General features: G+C 72.8%; 14 protein-coding genes. 7 read left to right on the plus strand and 7 right to left on the minus strand.

Translation table 11 applies throughout. From position 1 onward, the window contains the following. Positions 1-63: 63 nt before the first annotated feature. From ACFWNV_RS08255 to ACFWNV_RS08265, 3 genes are all read right to left on the minus strand, one after another. Positions 64-726, minus strand: a complete 663-nt coding sequence (locus ACFWNV_RS08255; protein WP_383942377.1) for a LysE family translocator — start codon at positions 724-726, stop codon at positions 64-66. Positions 727-745: 19 nt separating this feature from the next. After that, the gene (locus tag ACFWNV_RS08260; RefSeq protein ID WP_383942380.1) at positions 746-2,326 is read right to left on the minus strand and encodes a B12-binding domain-containing radical SAM protein; all 1,581 of its coding nucleotides are present in this window, start codon (positions 2,324-2,326) and stop codon (positions 746-748) included. Positions 2,327-2,669: 343 nt separating this feature from the next. After that, on the minus strand, positions 2,670-5,657 hold the full coding sequence (locus ACFWNV_RS08265) for a bifunctional [glutamine synthetase] adenylyltransferase/[glutamine synthetase]-adenylyl-L-tyrosine phosphorylase (protein WP_383942383.1): 2,988 nt from the start codon (positions 5,655-5,657) through the stop codon (positions 2,670-2,672). A 455-nt stretch (positions 5,658-6,112) separates the two neighbouring features. Here ACFWNV_RS08265 and ACFWNV_RS08270 point away from each other — a divergent pair, with 455 nt between their 5' ends. Further along, entirely contained in the window at positions 6,113-8,224 is a 2,112-nt protein-coding gene (locus ACFWNV_RS08270; protein WP_383942386.1) for a PIG-L family deacetylase, read from the plus strand. A 278-nt stretch (positions 8,225-8,502) separates the two neighbouring features. Next, complete coding sequence (locus ACFWNV_RS08275) at positions 8,503-10,596, plus strand: PIG-L family deacetylase (protein WP_383942388.1); 2,094 nt, start codon at positions 8,503-8,505, stop codon at positions 10,594-10,596. Here the strand turns inward: ACFWNV_RS08275 and ACFWNV_RS08280 are convergent, their stop codons facing one another. Both ACFWNV_RS08280 and glnA read right to left on the minus strand, forming a co-directional pair. Further along, a complete protein-coding gene (locus tag ACFWNV_RS08280; RefSeq protein ID WP_383942391.1) occupies positions 10,597-11,145 on the minus strand; it encodes a hypothetical protein in 549 nt (182 codons plus the stop codon). 186 nt (positions 11,146-11,331) lie between these two features. Continuing rightward, positions 11,332-12,693: a type I glutamate--ammonia ligase gene (gene glnA / locus ACFWNV_RS08285; RefSeq protein ID WP_243329674.1), complete on the minus strand. Its 1,362-nt coding sequence runs from the start codon at positions 12,691-12,693 to the stop codon at positions 11,332-11,334. A 241-nt stretch (positions 12,694-12,934) separates the two neighbouring features. Between glnA and ACFWNV_RS08290 the strand changes: the two genes are divergently transcribed. The 4 genes from ACFWNV_RS08290 (at position 12,935) to ACFWNV_RS08305 (ending at position 15,324) form a co-directional block, all read left to right on the plus strand. After that, entirely contained in the window at positions 12,935-13,267 is a 333-nt protein-coding gene (locus ACFWNV_RS08290; RefSeq protein ID WP_383942393.1) for a hypothetical protein, read from the plus strand. A 72-nt stretch (positions 13,268-13,339) separates the two neighbouring features. Next, positions 13,340-13,993 (plus strand): DUF3105 domain-containing protein, encoded by a 654-nt coding sequence (locus ACFWNV_RS08295; protein WP_383942396.1) that lies wholly within the window; start codon positions 13,340-13,342, stop codon positions 13,991-13,993. Further along, entirely contained in the window at positions 13,990-14,697 is a 708-nt protein-coding gene (locus ACFWNV_RS08300; RefSeq protein ID WP_383942398.1) for a DUF305 domain-containing protein, read from the plus strand. Before ACFWNV_RS08295 ends, ACFWNV_RS08300 begins: the two co-directional genes overlap by 4 nt. Before the next feature lie 207 nt (positions 14,698-14,904). Next, positions 14,905-15,324 (plus strand): CBS domain-containing protein, encoded by a 420-nt coding sequence (locus tag ACFWNV_RS08305; RefSeq protein ID WP_383942401.1) that lies wholly within the window; start codon positions 14,905-14,907, stop codon positions 15,322-15,324. Positions 15,325-15,333: 9 nt separating this feature from the next. Here the strand turns inward: ACFWNV_RS08305 and ACFWNV_RS08310 are convergent, their stop codons facing one another. Then, positions 15,334-16,197, minus strand: coding sequence for an alpha/beta fold hydrolase (locus ACFWNV_RS08310; protein WP_383942498.1), 864 nt, complete (start codon positions 16,195-16,197; stop codon positions 15,334-15,336). 50 nt (positions 16,198-16,247) lie between these two features. Further along, positions 16,248-16,910 (minus strand): DUF998 domain-containing protein, encoded by a 663-nt coding sequence (locus tag ACFWNV_RS08315; RefSeq protein WP_383942501.1) that lies wholly within the window; start codon positions 16,908-16,910, stop codon positions 16,248-16,250. A 245-nt stretch (positions 16,911-17,155) separates the two neighbouring features. On the opposite strand from ACFWNV_RS08315, the gene ACFWNV_RS08320 reads away from it, so the two are divergent. After that, positions 17,156-17,617, plus strand: a complete 462-nt coding sequence (locus ACFWNV_RS08320; RefSeq protein ID WP_383942404.1) for a hypothetical protein — start codon at positions 17,156-17,158, stop codon at positions 17,615-17,617. Positions 17,618-17,731 lie beyond the last annotated feature (114 nt).

The raw sequence follows: 17,731 nt of genomic DNA on the forward strand, positions 1-17,731 counted from the left end.
CGAGGCGCAACGACGTGCCTCACAGGAAGCGGGCGTGCTCGACCAGGTGTCGCTGACGGTAGGTCACATGCCCGCCGTCACCAGGGTGCCGACGCCCAACAGCGCCAGGATGCCCGAGCTGATCCATCCCATCGTGCGGGTGACCTTCGGCTTCTGCAGCCATCCGACCGCCTTGGCCGCCACCTTGGCCAGGAGCACCAGCCAGCCGACCGCGACCACGCCGTCGATGATGCCGAGGACCATGATCGAGCCGAAGCCGACGGCGTCGGCGGGCAGGAACTGCGGTACGACGGCGAGGAAGAACAGCCCCACCTTCGGATTCAACATGCACGAGAACAGTCCGGAGTTCAGGGCCGCCCGGGTGCCGCGTGGAGGCGGTGGGCCGTCTCGTGGCGGCGGTGGGCCGTCTCGTGGCGGAGCGGCGGCGGAGACCTCGTCGCCGCGGACGAACTCGATGAATCCGGTGACTCCGAGGTAGAGCAGGTACAGGCCGCCGATCACCTTGACCACGAAGAAGGCGGATGCCGACCTTTCGAGGACGGCGCCCAGGCCGAGCGCCACGATCGCGGCCCACAACAGCGAGCCGATGCCCGATCCGAACGCGGCGGCGACGCCGTAGCGGGCTCCGGAGAGGCTGTACCTGAGGATCAGGAATGTGTCCGGCCCCGGCGTGATCGCCAGGATCAGGCAGAGTCCTGCGAATCCCGTCAGCAGGGTGAGAGTCATCGCCGGGGCGCCTCTGCCGTCAGCCGCCGACGGTGACGCCGAGCTGTTTTCCGTAGTCGCGCACTTCGGCCCTGGCCCCGGCGAGGTCGTCCAGGGTGAGGCCCGGCATCACCGACTCCACGTAGTCCGCCATCGCCTCCTCCCTGTCGATGATGTCCTTGCCCCGCCACTTCCTGGCACGCAGCTCGTGCTCCTGCCGGCTGGGCATCGACAGTTCGAGCTCGTCGGCGTTCGCGCGGGCCAGCACCGGGTCGAGCAGCATCTTGAAGTCCAGGGATCCCGGCTCGGGGGACAGCACTTCGACGTCGAGGGAGGCGATGGCGCCGGCCCCGGAGGCCAGCAGCGCCTTCATGGAGTCGATGTTCTCCCGCATCAGCGCGACGTCCATGCCCAGATGACCGATGACGAAGCCGACTTTGAGGAGGAGGCCGTTGTTCTTGGCCGACTGGAGCGCCTTCACGTTGTGGTCGAACATCTTCTCGGCGCGGAACCGGGAGTCGTTCTCGCGGATCGACACCAGGGGTTTGCGCATCGCCTGCAGGGAGACCGGGGTCCCCGCGTCGAGCCCGACCATGAGCTGACGTACGCCGAGCGCACGCAGGTTGGCGGCGTGCCGCTCGTCGGACAGGCCGTCCGCCCGGGCGTAGCCCACCATCACGGGGCGGTCGTCTTCGGAGAGGTCCGCCCACCATCCGGGCGGTGAGGCGACCATCTCCCGCAGCAGCCTGCCGAAGGTGAGGGGCAGTTCGTCGGCGGTCAGGTAGAGGTAGTCGTAGCCGGACGCGTGCGCCGCGCGGATCACTTCCCACGCCGATTCCCCGTCGGGGACGGAGTTGCGCCACATGCCGCCGAACTGGATCGAGCAGAAGGAACAGGCGTCGTTCCGGGCGAACTTGATGCAGCCCCGGCCGATCTCGACGGGCATTCCCGCGGTCACCCTGCGGCCCGTCAAGTGCTCGAAGGTCGGCACGACCCGGTTGCCGAAATTGCCGTCGTACAAAGACGAGTGATCGAAGACGGCGTCGATCAGCGAGTAGTCGATCCGGGTGTAGACGGGCTCGCTCCGCTGCGGCTGCACCGTCATGTCCGTACCGTCGAAACTGGCGAGGCCGGGATAGACGCCACCCGCCACCGCACCGCCGCTGCCGAGGGTGGCTATGAGATCGACGAGGCTGCCGACGACCTCGTTCCCGATGAACGCGTAGTCGATCACCCCTCGTTGCGAGGACAGGCACTCGCGGGGAAGCGCCGTCACGTGGTCGTTGCCCACGATCGTGACGATCCGGCTGTTCACGCGCTTGGCGGCGGCGCATAAGTGCAGTCCGGCCTCATAGGTGGCGGTGAGCGCGCTGACGCACAGCGCGAGGATGTCGCCGGCGTTGTCCTCGACGTAGGCGAGCACTTCCGGCCAGGGCATCACGGTCCCGTCGATGTACACCGGATCGACGCCGGGGACGGATCGCAGCGCGGAGGCCAGGGTGAGGATCCCGAGGTTGGGGAAATCGGACCAGTCGGTGTGCTCCTCGGGCCGGGTGACCGTGCAGGAAACACCGTCCAGAACGGTGTTGGAATTCGGCGGGCTGACCACAAGTACCTTCATCTTGACTCTCCCCCGTGCTTCCCATGGACGTGCATGGAACCCCACACCCACCGAGGCGCCAATGGCGACGAAACGGGTGATTCAATTCCGCTCCGGGCGTGGGCTCTGGTATCAGGGACGCTACGGATCGCCGTTCACGCGCTCTACGGAATCCCGCTATGCGAGATGGGTGGAAATCGGGTGATCCATGGGATTCCGCTACGGTTTCAGCCCGCTCCGAGGGGGCCGAATCCCCTGGCCGGAGGGCGGCGAAACGTGACATGAGCAACAGGGCTGTTACACCTGGCAGTTGACGTTCCGGTGGGCGTGTAGCGCACGCCCGCGCACGCCCGACCGCGTCCGGCTACCCCGCGTAGAACAGCTCGTCCACCACGCCCCGCGCGCGGCGGGTGATGCGGCGGTAGTCGTCCAGCATGTCGCCGACCGTGCCCTCCGCGTAGCCCAGGTAGCGGCCTACCGCGGCCAGTTCCCGGGCCTCCGAGGGGAAGGTGTCGCCCGCGCGGCCGCGGACCAGCATCACGGCATTGCGCACCCGGGTGGCCAGGACCCAGGCCTCGTCCAGGATCTGTGCCTCCTCGGTCGGGATCAGTCCGGCCGCGTGCGCGGCGGCCAGGGCCTCGCGGGTCCGGGTCGTGCGCAGGCCCGGTTCGGCCCAGGCGTGCCGCATCTGGATCAGCTGGACGGTCCACTCGACGTCGCTGAGGCCGCCGCGGCCCAGCTTGGTGTGCAGGGTCGGGTCGGCGCCCCTGGGCAGGCGTTCGGATTCCATCCGGGCCTTCAGCCTGCGGATCTCGCGCACGGCGTCCTCGCCGAGGCCTTCCACCGGGTAGCGCAGCGGGTCGATCAGCTCGATGAAGCGGCGGCCGAGTTCGAGGTCGCCCGCCACCGGTTCGGCGCGCAGCAGGGCCTGGGACTCCCAGGTCAGGGCCCAGCGCCGGTAGTAGGCGGCGTAGGAGGGCAGGGTGCGGACCAGGGGGCCGGAGCGGCCTTCGGGCCGCAGGTCCGCGTCGATGAGCAGCGGCGGGTCCGCGGTCGGGAGCTGGAGGAGCCTGCGCATCTCGGCGATGACGTTGTGGGCGGCCTTGGCGGCCTCCTGTTCGTCGACGCCCTCGCGCGGCTCGTGGACGAACAGCACGTCGGCGTCGGACCCGTAGCCGAGCTCGTGACCGCCGAAGCGGCCGACGCCGATGACCGCGAAGCGGGTGGGCAGGGTGTCGCCCCAGTGGCCCTGGACGGCGGCGCGCAGGGCTCCGGCGACGGTGGCGGCGGTGAGTTCGGAGACGGCGCGGCCGACCCGGTCGACCAGGGCTCCGTGGTCCTCCTCGGCCGGGCTGTCCTCCGTACCGTAGGAGCCGATGATGTCGGCGGCGGTGGTGCGGAACAGCTCGCGGCGGCGTACTCCGCGGGCGGCGGCCACCGCCGCTTCCGGGTTCTCGGCGCGGCCGACGGCGGCCAGCACCTCCTGTTCCAGGGCCTCGTGGGTACGGGGAACCAGGCCTTCGGGGTCGCCGAGGAGGGCCACCGCCTCGGGTGCGCGCAGGAGGAGGTCGGGGGCGAGGCGTCCGGCGGAGAGCACCCGGGCGAGGTTCTCCGCGGCGGCGCCCTCGTCGCGCAGGAGGCGCAGGTACCAGGGGGTCCGGCCGAGGGCGTCGGAGACCTTGCGGAAGTTCAGCAGGCCGGCGTCCGGGTCGGCGGAGTCGGCGAACCAGCCGAGGAGCACGGGCAGCAGGGTGCGCTGGATGGCGGCGGCGCGGGTGACTCCGGAGGCCAGGGCTTCGAGGTGGCGCAGGGCGGCGGCCGGATCGGCGTACCCGAGGGCTTCGAGGCGCTGGCCGGCGGCGCGCGGGGAGAGCCGGGTCTCGCCGGGGGCGAGCTGGGCCACGGCGTCGAGGAGCGGCCGGTAGAAGATCTTCTCGTGCAGGCGGCGCACGACGGAGGCGTGCCGGCGCCAGGCCTTGTTGAGTTCGGCGACCGGTTCGGTGCGCAGGCCCAGCGAGCGGCCCAGGCGGCGCAGGTCGGCCTCGTCCTCGGGGACGAGGTGGGTGCGGCGCAGCCGGTAGAGCTGGATGCGGTGCTCCATGGCCCGCAGGAAGCGGTACGCGTCGTGCAGTTGGGCGGCGTCGGTGCGCCCGACGTAGCCGCCGGCGGCGAGGGCGGTGAGCGCGTCGAGGGTGGTGCCGGAGTGCAGGGTGGCGTCGGATCGGCCGTGCACGAGCTGGAGCAGCTGGACGGCGAACTCGACGTCGCGCAGGCCTCCGGGGCCGAGCTTGAGCTCGCGCTCGACCTGGGCGGCGGGGATGTTGTCGACGACGCGGCGGCGCATCTTCTGGACATCGGGGACGAAGTTCTCGCGCTCGGCGGCCTGCCAGACGAGGGGAGTTATGGCGGCGATGTACTCGGCGCCGAGCGTCTCGTCGCCCGCGACGGCGCGGGCCTTGAGGAGGGCCTGGAACTCCCAGGTCTTGGCCCAGCGCTGGTAGTAGGCGAGGTGGGAGGCGAGGGTGCGGACCAGCGGACCGTTTCTGCCCTCGGGCCGGAGGTTGGCGTCGACGGGCCAGATGGTGCCTTCGACGGTGGTCTCGGAGCAGATCCGCATGAGGTGGGAGGCGAGCCGGGTGGCGGCCTGGACGGCCTTGCCCTCGTCGGCGCCGGGGGCCGCGTCGCCGACGAAGATGACGTCGACGTCGGAGACGTAGTTCAGCTCGTTGCCGCCGCACTTGCCCATGGCGATGACGGCGAGCCGGCAGACGGCCGCGTCCTCGGGGGCGGCGGCGCTCGCGATGCGCAGGGCCGCGCGGAGGGTGGCGGTGGCCAGGTCGGCGAGCTCGGCGGCGGTCTGGGCCACGTCTATGGTCCCGCACACGTCGCGGGCGGCGATGGAGAGCAGGCAGCGGCGGTAGGCGATGCGCAGGGCGACGGGGTCGTGGGCACCGGCCAGGCCCTGCTCGAACTCGGGCAGCCCGGGGTGCAGATCGGCCGCCTCGTAGGTGACGAGGGCCTGCCAGTCCCGGGGGTGCCGGGCGAGGTGGTCGCCGAGGGCCTCGGAGGCGCCGAGGACGCCGAGGAGCCGGTCGCGCAGGGGTTTGGCGCTGACCAGGGTGTCCAGGAGGACGGGCAGCTCTTCGGGGGCCTGCGCCTCGGCGATCCGGACCAGCCCGAGGAGGGCGAGGTCGGGATCGGCGGTGGCCCCGAGGGCGTCGAGGAGCACCGGATCGGTGCGTACGGCGGCCAGCGCATCGGTGTCGAGCAGCCGGGCGGCGGCCGAGGGGTCGGTGAACCCGCTGCGCACCAGCCGGCTGAAGGTACTGCTCCTGCGTCCCGGGACTGTCATCCCGCCGCCTCCCGCGTACGTCGGCCTGCCGTTGCCTCTGCCCTGGCCGGGCGGTTTCGCGGGGTGCCGCCTGCGGCGGGTGTCGCCTCCGGCAGGGTCCGCGCTTCCGCCCGGGGAGAGCCTAGCCGGAGCAGGCGTTCGACTCACCGCATGCCCAATGGGACTGATTGTCAGATTTTTGGCACACTTGTCCCGCAATGGGGCCCGCTCCCCGCACACCGGCCAGGAGGAGCCCCGTGTCCGACCCCGAACTCCCGCCCGACGAACCATCAGCCCGGCGGAACGACGGCCCTGGTAGCGGCCCTGGAGGCGGCCCCTCGGCCGGCCGGGACCAAAGCCCCTCCGGCAGCCGGGGCGAAGGCCCCGCCGGGGACGGCAGCCGGGGCGAAGGCCCCGCCGGATCCGACAGTCGGGGCGCAGGCCCCGCCGGGCGCCGGGCGCGGCGGGCCCGGGCGGTGGCCCGCAGGCGGCGGGGGCGGGTCGTCAAGGCCGTCGGCTTCTGTGCGGCGGCCGCCGCCGGGGGGATGCTGCTGCTGCGGGGCAACGAGGCGGTCGAGGCCCTCGCCCACCACACCGCCGGCGACGGCAAGGCGGTGGGCGCCGCCTCCGCGGCCGTCGACCCGGCGGCCCCCGCGGACCCCGGCCGCGTGCTCCAGATCGTGGCGCACCCCGACGACGACCTCTACTTCATGAACCCGGACCTGCGCTATTCGATAGCGGCGGGCCACCCCGTCACCTCGGTGTACCTCACCTCCGGCGAGGCCGACGGGATCAACGCGGACGACGCCCAGGTGGCCACCACCCCGCCCGACAAGCCCGCCTACGCCGAGGCCCGCCAGAACGGCATCCGCGCCGCCTACGCGAAGATGGCCACCGGCGACCGGGACAGCCCCTGGCGGCGCACGGTCGTGCCCACCGCGGGCGGCGGCCACGCCGAGGTGGACGTCCTCACGGCGAAGCCGCAGGTCAACCTCGTCTGGCTGCAGATGCGCGAGGCCGGCAACGTGTGGGCGGACCGGCCCGACAGCCTGCACGGCCTCTGGGACGGCAAGGTTCCCCGGCTGGAGTCGATGATCGCCTCCGGATCCCCGGTCAAGCAGCAGTTCACGTACACCAAGGACCAGGTCGTACGGACCCTCGTCGGCCTCCTGACGCGGTACGGGCCGACCACCGTCCGCTCCCAGGACCCGACGCCCGGCCGGTTCCCCGCCAACAGGCACTACACGGACCACCAGGACCACTTCTACGGGGCCCGCTTCGTCCAGGTCGCGCTCGGCGCCTACGCGAAGGAGGTCAAGGACCGTCCGCACTTCTCCGTGCAGAACTACCTCGGCTACTTCAACGGCTCGCTCCCCAGCGCCCTCGGCCCGGACGAGGCCCGGGCCAAGCTGGACATCCTGGACACCTACGCCTGGACCGACCGGCTGAACCACTGCGGCAGCGCCGCCGGCTGCGGGGACCTGAAGGTCGCCGGCCACCCGTCCGGCAACCACTGGACCTCCTCCATCAACTACGCCCGCGGCACCGCCACCTCCTGGCTGACCTCCGACAAGGAGCACGGACTGTGGGCGTTCAAGGTGCTCGACGGGCAGCTCGCCCTCTGGCACCGCGACGGCCTGCTCGGCGCCTGGAGCGGCCCCCGGCTGCTCCCCGGCGCCGCCGGCACGATCATGGACCAGGGCATCTCCACCGTGACCCTGGGCGACGGCCGGATCGCCGCCTTCGGCACCCGCACCTCCTTCGGCGCCCGGCCCGCCGACTACCGGCGCGAGATCGTCTACACCGTGCAGCGGGCGCCCGGCGCCCAGGAGTTCGGGGAGTGGACGGCCCTCGGTACACCGGAGACCTCCGACGAGAACTGGACCTCCGACATCAGCGCGCCCGCGGTGGCCGTCGACGGCTCCGGGCAGCTCGCGGTCTACGTGCGCGACGGCGCGTACACCCTGCGCGGGCGGGTGCAGTCGCCGACCGGCACCTGGGGGCCGTGGGACTCCTACGGCGGCTCCGACCTGCACGGCAGCCCGGTCGCCGCGACCGACGCCGGGGGCCGGCGCATCGTCCTGGCCGCGACCACCAAGAGCGTGCTGGGCTGGGCCCAGCCCAAGGCCGGCGCCCCGCTCGGCCCCGCCACGGCGACCGGACTGCCCGCGCCGGCGCTGCCGATCACGGCGCAGAGCCGGGAGGAGGGCGTACGGCTGTGGTTCCGCAAGCCGGACTCGGGCGGGGTCGGTACCGCCCTGTTCACGGGCGAGGGCGGGCTGAAGGTGAGCGGACTCACCGACCTGGCCGGGCTGTCGGGCTTCGGCTCGGTGACGGCGAGCGGCCACCTGCTGGCCGGGCGGGCGGCGGGCGGACAGCTGGGCTCGGACCTCGGCCCGGGCCGGCCGTGGGCGACGTCTCCGCTGATGTTCGTCGGGGCGCCCTCCTCGACGATGAACGGCAGGAGCACGGTGGACCTGGCGGTCATGGGGCTGGACGGACGCCTGTACGTGACCTCGTCGGCGGACGACCCGAACGCACACCTGGCCCCGTGGCAGCCGGTGGGCCCGCCGAACGGCTCGCCGTGACGGCCCGGTAAGCGTCTGCACCGAACCTGCGCCACCCATCAACGCCCCCCACGGGGGCGTTTTTTGGTGCGCGCGGCGGGGCGGCGGCCCGCCTCCCCTCCACCCTGTGACCGCGGACACGTACGAACCGCCCACAAGGGGCGTACGCGGGCTGCCATTTCCACACATCTGAACTCATCGGCGAAACGGGTGAACCAACTTGCCCGGATCGACCTCTCACTGACCGACCGACAGTTTCACCCGGTTCTTCCTGCCGGAACGACCCCAAGGCGCAGCCGATGCCCGTATCCCGCCGACGCTTCCTCCTCGCGACCGTGGTCCCGATGCTGACCATCGGGGTCACCGGCGCGCTCGCCGTCGCCTCCGGCCAGCAGACCGCGGCCGAGGCCGTCCCGGGAACCGACTCCTCGGCCGTCGTCCCGGTGAGCGCCACCGCCGGGTCGGTCGTCCAGATCGTCGCCCACCCGGACGACGACCTGTTCTTCATGAACCCGGACCTCAGCCGCTCCCTGGCGTCCGGCACCCCGCTCACCACCCTCTACCTCACCGCCGGCGAGGCCGACGGCCGCAACGAGGCCAACGGCGGTGCGGCCAAGGACCCGCAGCAGCCCGCCGACCGCGGCCACTACGCGGAGGCCCGGCAGAACGGCATACGCTCCGCCTACGCGCAGATGGCCACCGGCGACCGCACCAGCCCGTGGCGCCGTACGGTCATCCCCACCGCGGGCGGCGGCCACGCCGAGCTCGACGTCCTCCTCGCGAACCCGCAGATCAACCTGGTCTGGCTGCAGATGCGCGAGGCCCGCGCCCCCGTCGCCGACACCCCGGACAGCCTGCGCGGCCTGTGGAACGGCCGGATACCGGCGCTCGCCCCGCAGCTCACCGCGGGCACCCCGGTCACGCAGCCGTCCACGTACACCAAGGACCAGGTGATAGCGGCGATATCGGGGATCCTGGAGCAGTACAAGCCGACGACGATACGCATGCAGGACCCGTCGCCGGGCCGGTACCTCGACACCGGGCGGCTCACCGACCATCAGGACCACATGTACGCGGCGCGGTTCGCGCAGGCCGGGGCCGCCTCGTACGCCGCGCGGGTCCCGGTCGGGCAGCGGCCCCGCTTCACGGTGCAGAACTACCTCGGCTACCACAACAGCACCCTGCCGCACACGCTGGACCCGCAGACGGCCGAGACGAAGATCGGCTTCCTGAAGACGTACGCGTGGCACGACAAGCAGAACTACTGCGGCTCGCCCTCCGGTTGCGGCGACCGCAAGGTGGCCGGCAGCCCGAGCGGCCGCAACTGGGCCCAGTCACTGCGGTACGCGCGCGGCGACCACTCCTCCTGGCTGGTGCAGGGCACGACCGGCCGGCTGTACGCCTTCGCCGTCCTCGACGGCCAGATGGCCGTCTGGAACCGCGGGGCCGGCACCGGCCCCGGCGCCGCCTGGCAGGGCCCGGCCATACTCCCGGGCACCGGCATCGACCCCGGCGCGACCACCGCCCGCCTCCCCGACGGGCGCGTCGCCGTCCTCGCCACCCGCACCCTCTTCGGCGACCGGCCGCAGGAGTACCGGCGCGAGATCGTCTACGCCGCCCAGTCCGTGCCCGGCGGCCCGTTCGGGGCGTGGGTCTCCCTCGGCACCCCGGAGCCCGGCGACGAGCCCGGCACCTCCTCGATCAGCGCACCCTCGGCCGTCAGCGACCCCGACGGGCGGCTGACGGTGTACGTCCGCGACTCCCGCCGCGCCCTGCTCGCCCGCACCCAGGAGCCCTCGGGCGCCTTCGGCGGCTGGCAGCACCTGGGGGGCGCCGACCTCCAGTCCGACCCGGTGTCGGCCACCGACTCCGCCGGACGCCGCCACGTCTACGCAGCCACCACCCAGTCGGTACTGGCCTGGATCCAGCCCGCCCCGGGCGCCCCGCTGGCCGGCCCCTTCCCGACCGGCCTCCCGGCCACCACCGTCCCCCTCACCGCCACCCCGGAGGCGGCGGGCGTCCGCCTCTACTTCCGCCGCCCCGACTCCGGGGTCGTACGCACCGCCATGGTCACCGCGGCGCCCGGCGCCGCGAAGCCGGCGGTCTCCAGCGTCACCGAGGCCGGCGGCCGGGCCGGCTACGGCGCGGTCGGCGTGGCGGGCCGCCTCATATCGGGCCGCGCCGACTCGGGCACCATCAGCACCACGGGCCTCGGCGGCCCCCCAGCCTGGACGGAGTCCCGCATGCTCTACGCAGGCGCCCCGGCCGGCATCCAGGAACCGGGCGGCGCCCTGACGATGACGGTCCTGGGCCTGGACGCCGAACTCCACGTAGCCACCTCCCTCCCGACCCCCACCCGCACGGTCTGGCATCCGGCGGTACGGCCGGCGTAGTCACTCCCCCGGCAGGCAGTGGGCGACTCCGAGCAGGTTCAAGTGGCCGAGGACCTGCGCCACGTACGCGTTTCGCTTCTTCGCGAACTCCTCGAAGCTCTTCGAGGAGAACGTCAGCCGGCGGAGGTCGGCGGCGATGCCGTAGTCCTCGTCGCTGACGTCGTTCATCGCGTCGAGCAGGTTCCGCACGTCGTCCTGGTGCTTGGCGGGCATCTGGATCCTGCCCATCTCCCCGGTGATCTTCCGCTCGCTGCCGGCGAGGGCGGTCCAGGCGTCCGCCGCCACCTGGTCCCTCTTGTCCCCCGGGCCGTCGGGTTCCACCTTGGCGAGGAGCTCCTGCGCCACGCGGTGGTTCTCCGTCACCTCCCCCTCCAGCACGTCGCAGGCCGCGCCGGCTTCGCGGGACCATTCCGCCACGGTGAAATCATCCTTGTCGGTCAGGGTCACCACGAGTGCGGCGATGCCCGCGAGCCCGGCCAGCACGCCGACCCACCACGCCACCCGCCGGGCGAACTTCCCTCCGCCTGATCCGTTCCCGCCTTCGTCCATGCCTCAGGGCTCCCCCACCGGGCCGCGTTCGTCCCGCGGCGCCCACACAAAGCACTCGGTCGCCGAGCCGAACGGCCCGGCACGGCGGATCCCCCGCCTGCAACCGCCCCAGAGGTCCGCAAACACCTCCGGGCCGCCGGTCGGTGACCGGCGGCCCGGAGGCGTGTGTGGTGCGGGTACCGGGGACTACAGGACCGGCATCATCTTGCGGAGTTCGAAGGCCGTTACCTCCGAGCGGTATTCCTCCCACTCCTGCTTCTTGTTGCGGAGGAAGAAGTCGAAGACGTGCTCGCCGAGGGTTTCGGCTACCAGTTCGCTGCGTTCCATCAGGGCGATGGCCTCGCCGAGGTTCTGCGGGAGGGGTTCGATGCCCATCGCGCGGCGTTCCGCGTCGGAGAGGGCCCAGACGTCGTCGTCGGCGCCGGCCGGGAGTTCGTAGCCCTCCTCGATGCCCTTGAGGCCCGCGGCCAGGAGGACGGCGTAGGTGAGGTACGGGTTGGCGCCCGAGTCGATCGAGCGGACCTCCACGCGGGAGGAGCCCGTCTTGCCCGGCTTGTACATCGGGACGCGGATCAGGGCCGAGCGGTTGTTGTGGCCCCAGCAGATGTACGAGGGGGCCTCGCCGCCGGAGCCGGCGGTGCGCGAGGAGCCGCCCCAGATGCGCTTGTAGGAGTTGACCCACTGGTTGGTCACCGCGGCGGTTTCCGCCGCGTGCTTGAGCAGGCCCGCGATGAAGGAGCGGCCGACCTTGGAGAGCTGGTACTCGGCGCCCGACTCGTAGAAGGCGTTGCGGTCGCCCTCGAAGAGGGAGAGGTGGGTGTGCATGCCCGAACCGGGGTACTCCGAGAAGGGCTTCGGCATGAAGGTGGCCTGGACGCCCTGTTCCAGGGCGACCTGCTTCATGACCAGGCGGAAGGTCATGATGTTGTCGGCCGTCGAGAGGGCGTCGGCGTAGCGCAGGTCGATCTCCTGCTGGCCGGGGGCACCCTCGTGGTGGCTGAACTCGACCGAGATGCCCATGGATTCGAGCATCGTGATCGCCTGGCGGCGGAAGTCCATGCCGACGTTCTGCGGGGTGTGGTCGAAGTAGCCCGAGTTGTCGGCCGGGGTGGGCCGGGTGCCGTCCAGCGGCTTGTCCTTCAGCAGGAAGAACTCGATCTCCGGGTGGGTGTAGAAGGTGAAGCCCAGGTCGGAGGTCTTGTTCAGGATGCGCTTGAGGACGTACCGCGGGTCCGCGTAGGAGGGCGAGCCGTCCGGCATCAGGATGTCGCAGAACATCCGCGCCGTTCCGGGGGCCTCCGCGCGCCACGGCAGTATCTGGAAGGTGCTCGGGTCCGGCTTCGCGATCATGTCGGACTCGTAGACCCGCGCGAATCCCTCGATCGCCGAGCCGTCGAACCCGATGCCCTCGTCAAAGGCCTGTTCCAGCTCCGCCGGCGCGACCGCCACGGACTTCAGGAAGCCCAGCACGTCGGTGAACCACAGGCGCACGAAGCGGATGTCGCGCTCCTCGAGCGTCCGGAGGACGAATTCCTGCTGCTTGTCCATGGCTTCATCCTCGCAGTTCAGGCGGCCTGTGCACCACTGCCGCGGGGGCGTGGGCACAGTCGGGCCGCCCCAGTATCGCCAGCGGTGGTTTCCGCCAGATTACGCACCCCGCCAAGCCGGTGGCACCCCCGCACTGACCTTGGGCCGGTCATGAGCATTACCATCGGCGCCCATGGGGGGCCATGCGCATGACGAGCAGGGACGTCGGAGACGTCCGCTGCTCCGGCGTGCCGTCCTCCTGATGGCCTTCGGGGTGCTGGCCGGTACGGCGTTCCTGTGCCGGGCCGCCGGGGCCGAGCCTCCGGCCGCCGCGGGGCCGGGCGCGCGCGCCGGGCACACCGCCCACGCGGCCGGGGCGCAGCGCGCCGTCTGCGTGGCGCCGTACGACCGGCCCGGCTGCTCCCCGCTCTCGCACGTTCCCCCGGGGCTCCTGCCCCCGGCGCCGCCCGCGGTCCCGGTGGCGGGCGCGGAGCCGGCGCCCGCCGTGCGCCCCGGGCCGGCGGCGGGGATCCGGCCTCCCTCGGCGCTCGCGCGCGGCCCCGACCTGTACGCCCTGCAGGTGCTGCGGACCTGACCGGTCCGGTTCGACGGCGCTCAGGCAGCGCGTTCTCCCCTCCACCCCCCTCAGCACAAAGGATTCAGGGCCATGGCCAGCAGGAAGTCCGAAACCAACAGCTCCCGCCAGGCGCGGATAGCCGAGATGCGCCGCGCCGACCAGTCGCGCGACCGGCGGAACAAGGCCATCGCGATCACCGCGTCGGCCGCCATCGTCACCGGCCTCATCGGCTTCGGCGCGTGGGTGATGATCGACCAGCAGAACGATGCGGAAGCCAAGAAGGCCCTCGCCAAGGCGCCCGTCGCCGGTGAGCAGACCTGGGACGCCAAGAAGCTCGGCCGCAACCACGTCGAGACCCCGGTGAAGTACGAGATGAACCCGCCGGTCGGCGGGGACCACAACCCCCGCTGGATGAACTGCAACGGCGACGTCTACAAGAACCCGATCCCCGAGATCAACGCCGTCCACTCGCTGGAGCACGGCGCCGTGTGGGTGACGTACAACGAGAAGGCCGCCCCGGCCGACGTCGAGAAGCTCGCCGCCTCGGTGGCCAAGCGCCCGTACACGCTGATGAGCCCCGTCAAGGAGCAGTCCGGCGCGATCATGCTCAGCGCGTGGGGCAAGCAGCTGACCGTGGACAGCGCGGACGACGCCCGGGTGGCGGCGTTCCTCACCAAGTACGTGCAGGGCACGCAGACCCCCGAGCCGGGCGCGGCCTGCACGAACGGGCTGGCCGACAAGTGACCCGTACGGCCGGCAGGGGTTCCGTGGCCCGTACGTACTGGGCCGCGGGCTCGGCCGTGGGCCTCGCGCTGCTCTTCGCGGTGGGGGCCACGGTCGCCACCGCGGGGGGAGCCGATTCCGCTCCCGAGGCCTCCCGTACGCCGGGGCTCTACTCCGCCGACGCGGGCTTCGCCCGGGACATGGCGGTGCACCACCAGCAGGCGGTCGAGATGTCCTTCATCGTGCGGGACCGCACGAAGGACGAGCCGGTACGCGTCCTCGCCTACGACATCGCCAACACCCAGGCCAACCAGCGCGGCATGCTGCTGGGCTGGCTGGACATGTGGGGCCTGCCGAAGGTGGTGGCCGACGAGCCGCCGATGTCCTGGATGGGGTCGGGCGGCGGCGACGGGCACGGGATGGAGGGCCATGCCATGGGCGGGGCCGTCACCAAGCCCGGCGCGCTGATGCCCGGCATGGCCACCAAGGAGGACCTGGCCCGGCTCGGCTCCGCCGAGGGCCGGGACGCCGAGGTGCTCTACCTGCAGCTGATGACCGACCACCACAAGGGCGGCGTCGCCATGGCCCAGGGGTGCGCCGACGCGTGCGGGAACCCGGCCGAGCGGGCGCTGGCCCAGGGCATGGTGGAGGCCCAGCAGTCGGAGCTCCAGCTGATGGCCGACATGCTGAAGCAGCGCGGAGCGGAGCCGCCGGCCGCGGGTTGACCCGTCGTCCGGGTGCGGCGCCGCCGCCTGGGGCTCCGCCCCCGGACCCCCGCTCCTCAAACGCCGGAGGGGCTGGATGGAGGTCACCCGTACGGCCCCCTCCCGCCCCCGCCGGGTCGCGTGGGCCGAACGGGCGAATGAGGATGGGGACGCCGAGGCGGGCGCACCCGCGTCCGGCCGTTACGGCGTGCTCAGGAGGTTGACGCGATGACCACCGCCGGAGAGATCATGCACCGCGGGGCCCAGTGGATCCCCGCCACCGAGACCCTGGACCGGGCCGCTCAGCTGATGAGCCGGCTCAATGTGGGTGCACTGCCCATCAGCGATTCCAACGAACGGCTCTGCGGCATCCTGACCGACCGCGACATCGTCATCGGCTGTGTGGCCAAGGGGCACGACCCGTCGAAGATCACGGCCGGCGACATGGCCCAGGGCACCCCGCGCTGGATCGACGCGGGCGCGGACGTCTCCGAGGTGCTGGAGGAGATGCAGAGCCACCAGATCCGCCGGCTTCCCGTCATCGACAACAAGCGGCTGGTCGGGATGATCAGCGAGGCCGACCTGGCCAAGCACCTGTCGGACGAGCAGATAGCCGGGTGGGCCGAGAAGGTCTACGCCCGCGGATAGGCCCACGGCTTAGGCCTGCGCGTACAGGACCGCCCGCGCCACCTGGTGCGGGCGGTCCAGCATGACCAGGTGCCCGGCCGGCTCCGCGACCTCGAACCGGGCTCCCAGTACGTCGGCCAGCGCCGCCTGGCGGCCCAGCCAGCGCAGGTCGGGGCGGCGCGCGCCGGGGTCGTGGCCGGCCAGGACGGTGGCGGGCACGGTCAGCGGCAGCGCCGCGCGCAGGGCCAGCACCTCGGCGGCCGTGTCGGGGTAACGGGAGTTCTCCAGCAGGGCCCCGCGCCAGACCCGGCCGGTCCGGTAGCAGCGGCGTACGAGGTCCCGCGGGGCCGGGTCCGCGCCGCCGGCGCGGGATGCCCGTACGGCGGTCCGCCGGGTCCAGGGGCCCAGCGCGGCCGGCAGCCCGACGGCGGTCACGGCCCGGCCGAGCACCCGGGCGGCGCCGGTGCGCACCCCGGCGGGCAGGGCGGTGCGGGGCCGCTCCTCCACGCTGGAGTCGACCAGCACCAGGGCGGCGGTGCGCCCCGGGTACAGCCGGGCGAAGGCTTCGGCGTGGAACCCGGCGATGGAGTGCCCGGCCACGGTGACGGGTTCGGCGCCCAGACCGAGCGCGTCCAGCAGCCCGGCTATCCGGTGCGCCTCCCCGGCGGCGGACGGCGGGCGCACGGCGGGGGCGCTCAGCCCGTGCCCGGGACGGTCGAAGCGCACGACGGTACGGCCGGCGGCGACGAGCAGCTCCGCCACCGGGTCCCAGTCGAACCAGGCCATGGCGAGCCCCGCGCTGAGGACGACCGGGGGTCCGGAGCCCTCCACGAGGACGTGGAGGGCCTCCCCGTCGGGGGCGGGGAGGCGTACGAACCTCCCGGCGGCGGTCACGGCGGCGGCCCCGGCGACGGTCCCGGGAGCGGCCCCGGCGGCCGGGCCGCTCACGTCCGGCGTTCCCGGTGGACGGAGTACGCGAGCAGGCCCAGCCAGACGGCCACGAACAGCACCTGGAGCCGCTGCCCGGCGCCGAGCGCCCAGGTGCCGTGCCCGGCGGTGAACAGGGCGATGGAGACCAGGGTCCAGGCGGTGGCGAGCAGTTCGAGCACGACGAGCGCGGGCCCGAACCGTGCGAGCGGGGCGAGCCGGCCGTAGCGGCTGGCTGCGAGCGTGAGGGCCACGATCCCGACGAGCGCGCCCGTCATGGCCAGACTGCTGCTGACGGCGTGGGCCTGATGGGTGGCGGGGACCAGTCCGGCGGTCTCCCGCGCCGCACATTCGGGGTCCACGGTCGGCGTGCAGCTCAGCGGCAGCCAGGCGTCCGCCGCGGTGGCGGCGCCGAAGAGGGTGATCCCGGACCAGCCGGCGACGGACCAGAGGCGGCGGGGTTCGACGCGTCTCGCGAGGCGGACCAGGGCCAGGAGGCCGCCGAAGAAGACGAGGAGCCCGGCGGTGAAGTCGGTGGCCCGGAACAGGCCGCCGAGCGGCTGGTCCTGGGCGGCGAGCTCGCTGACGTACGTCTCGATGGGGTTGAGGCCCGTGGAGAGGACGACTTCGAGGACCCACGCGGTGTAGGCGGCCGCGCCGAGCCCGACGAGGAGCGCCACGGCGCGGGCACCGGCCCGGGACGCGGGGGCGGAACCCGTCGCGGCGGAGAGGCTGTTCACGGACTTCCAGGATCTCCGGGACTTCACCGGTTTCAGGTGCTTGAGCGGGTCGTCCTCGGGGGTCCGGGGAACCAGCGGATTCGGCGAATACGAGGGCGGGTCTTTTGTTGACATAGTGCGACTAATCCTAAATGCGGCCGGGCCGGTCCTGCGATCGGATACCCACCCCGGGTAGGGTTCCGCCCATGACCCGCCCCGCCTCGCGCCCGCAGCGACCAGCAGTCCGGTGGCCCCGGCTGCTGCTGTTCGCCGCGCTGCTGCTGGGCATCGCGGGCATGCACACGCTGGGCCATCCGACGCCGGCCCACGCCATGGACGACGTACCGTCGGTCCGTTTCGTTCCCCGGGCCGGCCATACGCCGTCCGGGGAGGAGCACGGCGCGGCGGTCACACACGCCGAACCCGCCGGCGCCCCGGCCCGCACCACCGCCGAGGCCCCGCGCCCCCCGCACACCGGCATGGACCCCATGTCCGTGTGTCTCGCCGTGCTCGGCGCCCTCACCCTGCTGGTACTCGGAGCCGGACTGGCCGGCCCGCGCCGTGCCGCGCCGCTCGGGGGTGCGGCACGCGCCGCGGGCCGGTCCGGCGGTCCGGACCCGCCACCGCCCCGCGAACTCCTCACCCTGCTGGCGGTACTGCGCGTATAGGCCGGGCTCCGTCGTCGCCCCCGCATGCCTCCGGGGCGGCGGCAGACGGTGCCCACCTGCCTGCCTCACACCATCACGAGGTGTTCCGCCATGCGCTCTTCCTTCCCGCGCACT

Origin of the sequence: Streptomyces sp. NPDC058401 (assembly GCF_042722885.1) — a bacterium.
In the GTDB taxonomy this organism is placed as follows: domain Bacteria; phylum Actinomycetota; class Actinomycetes; order Streptomycetales; family Streptomycetaceae; genus Streptomyces.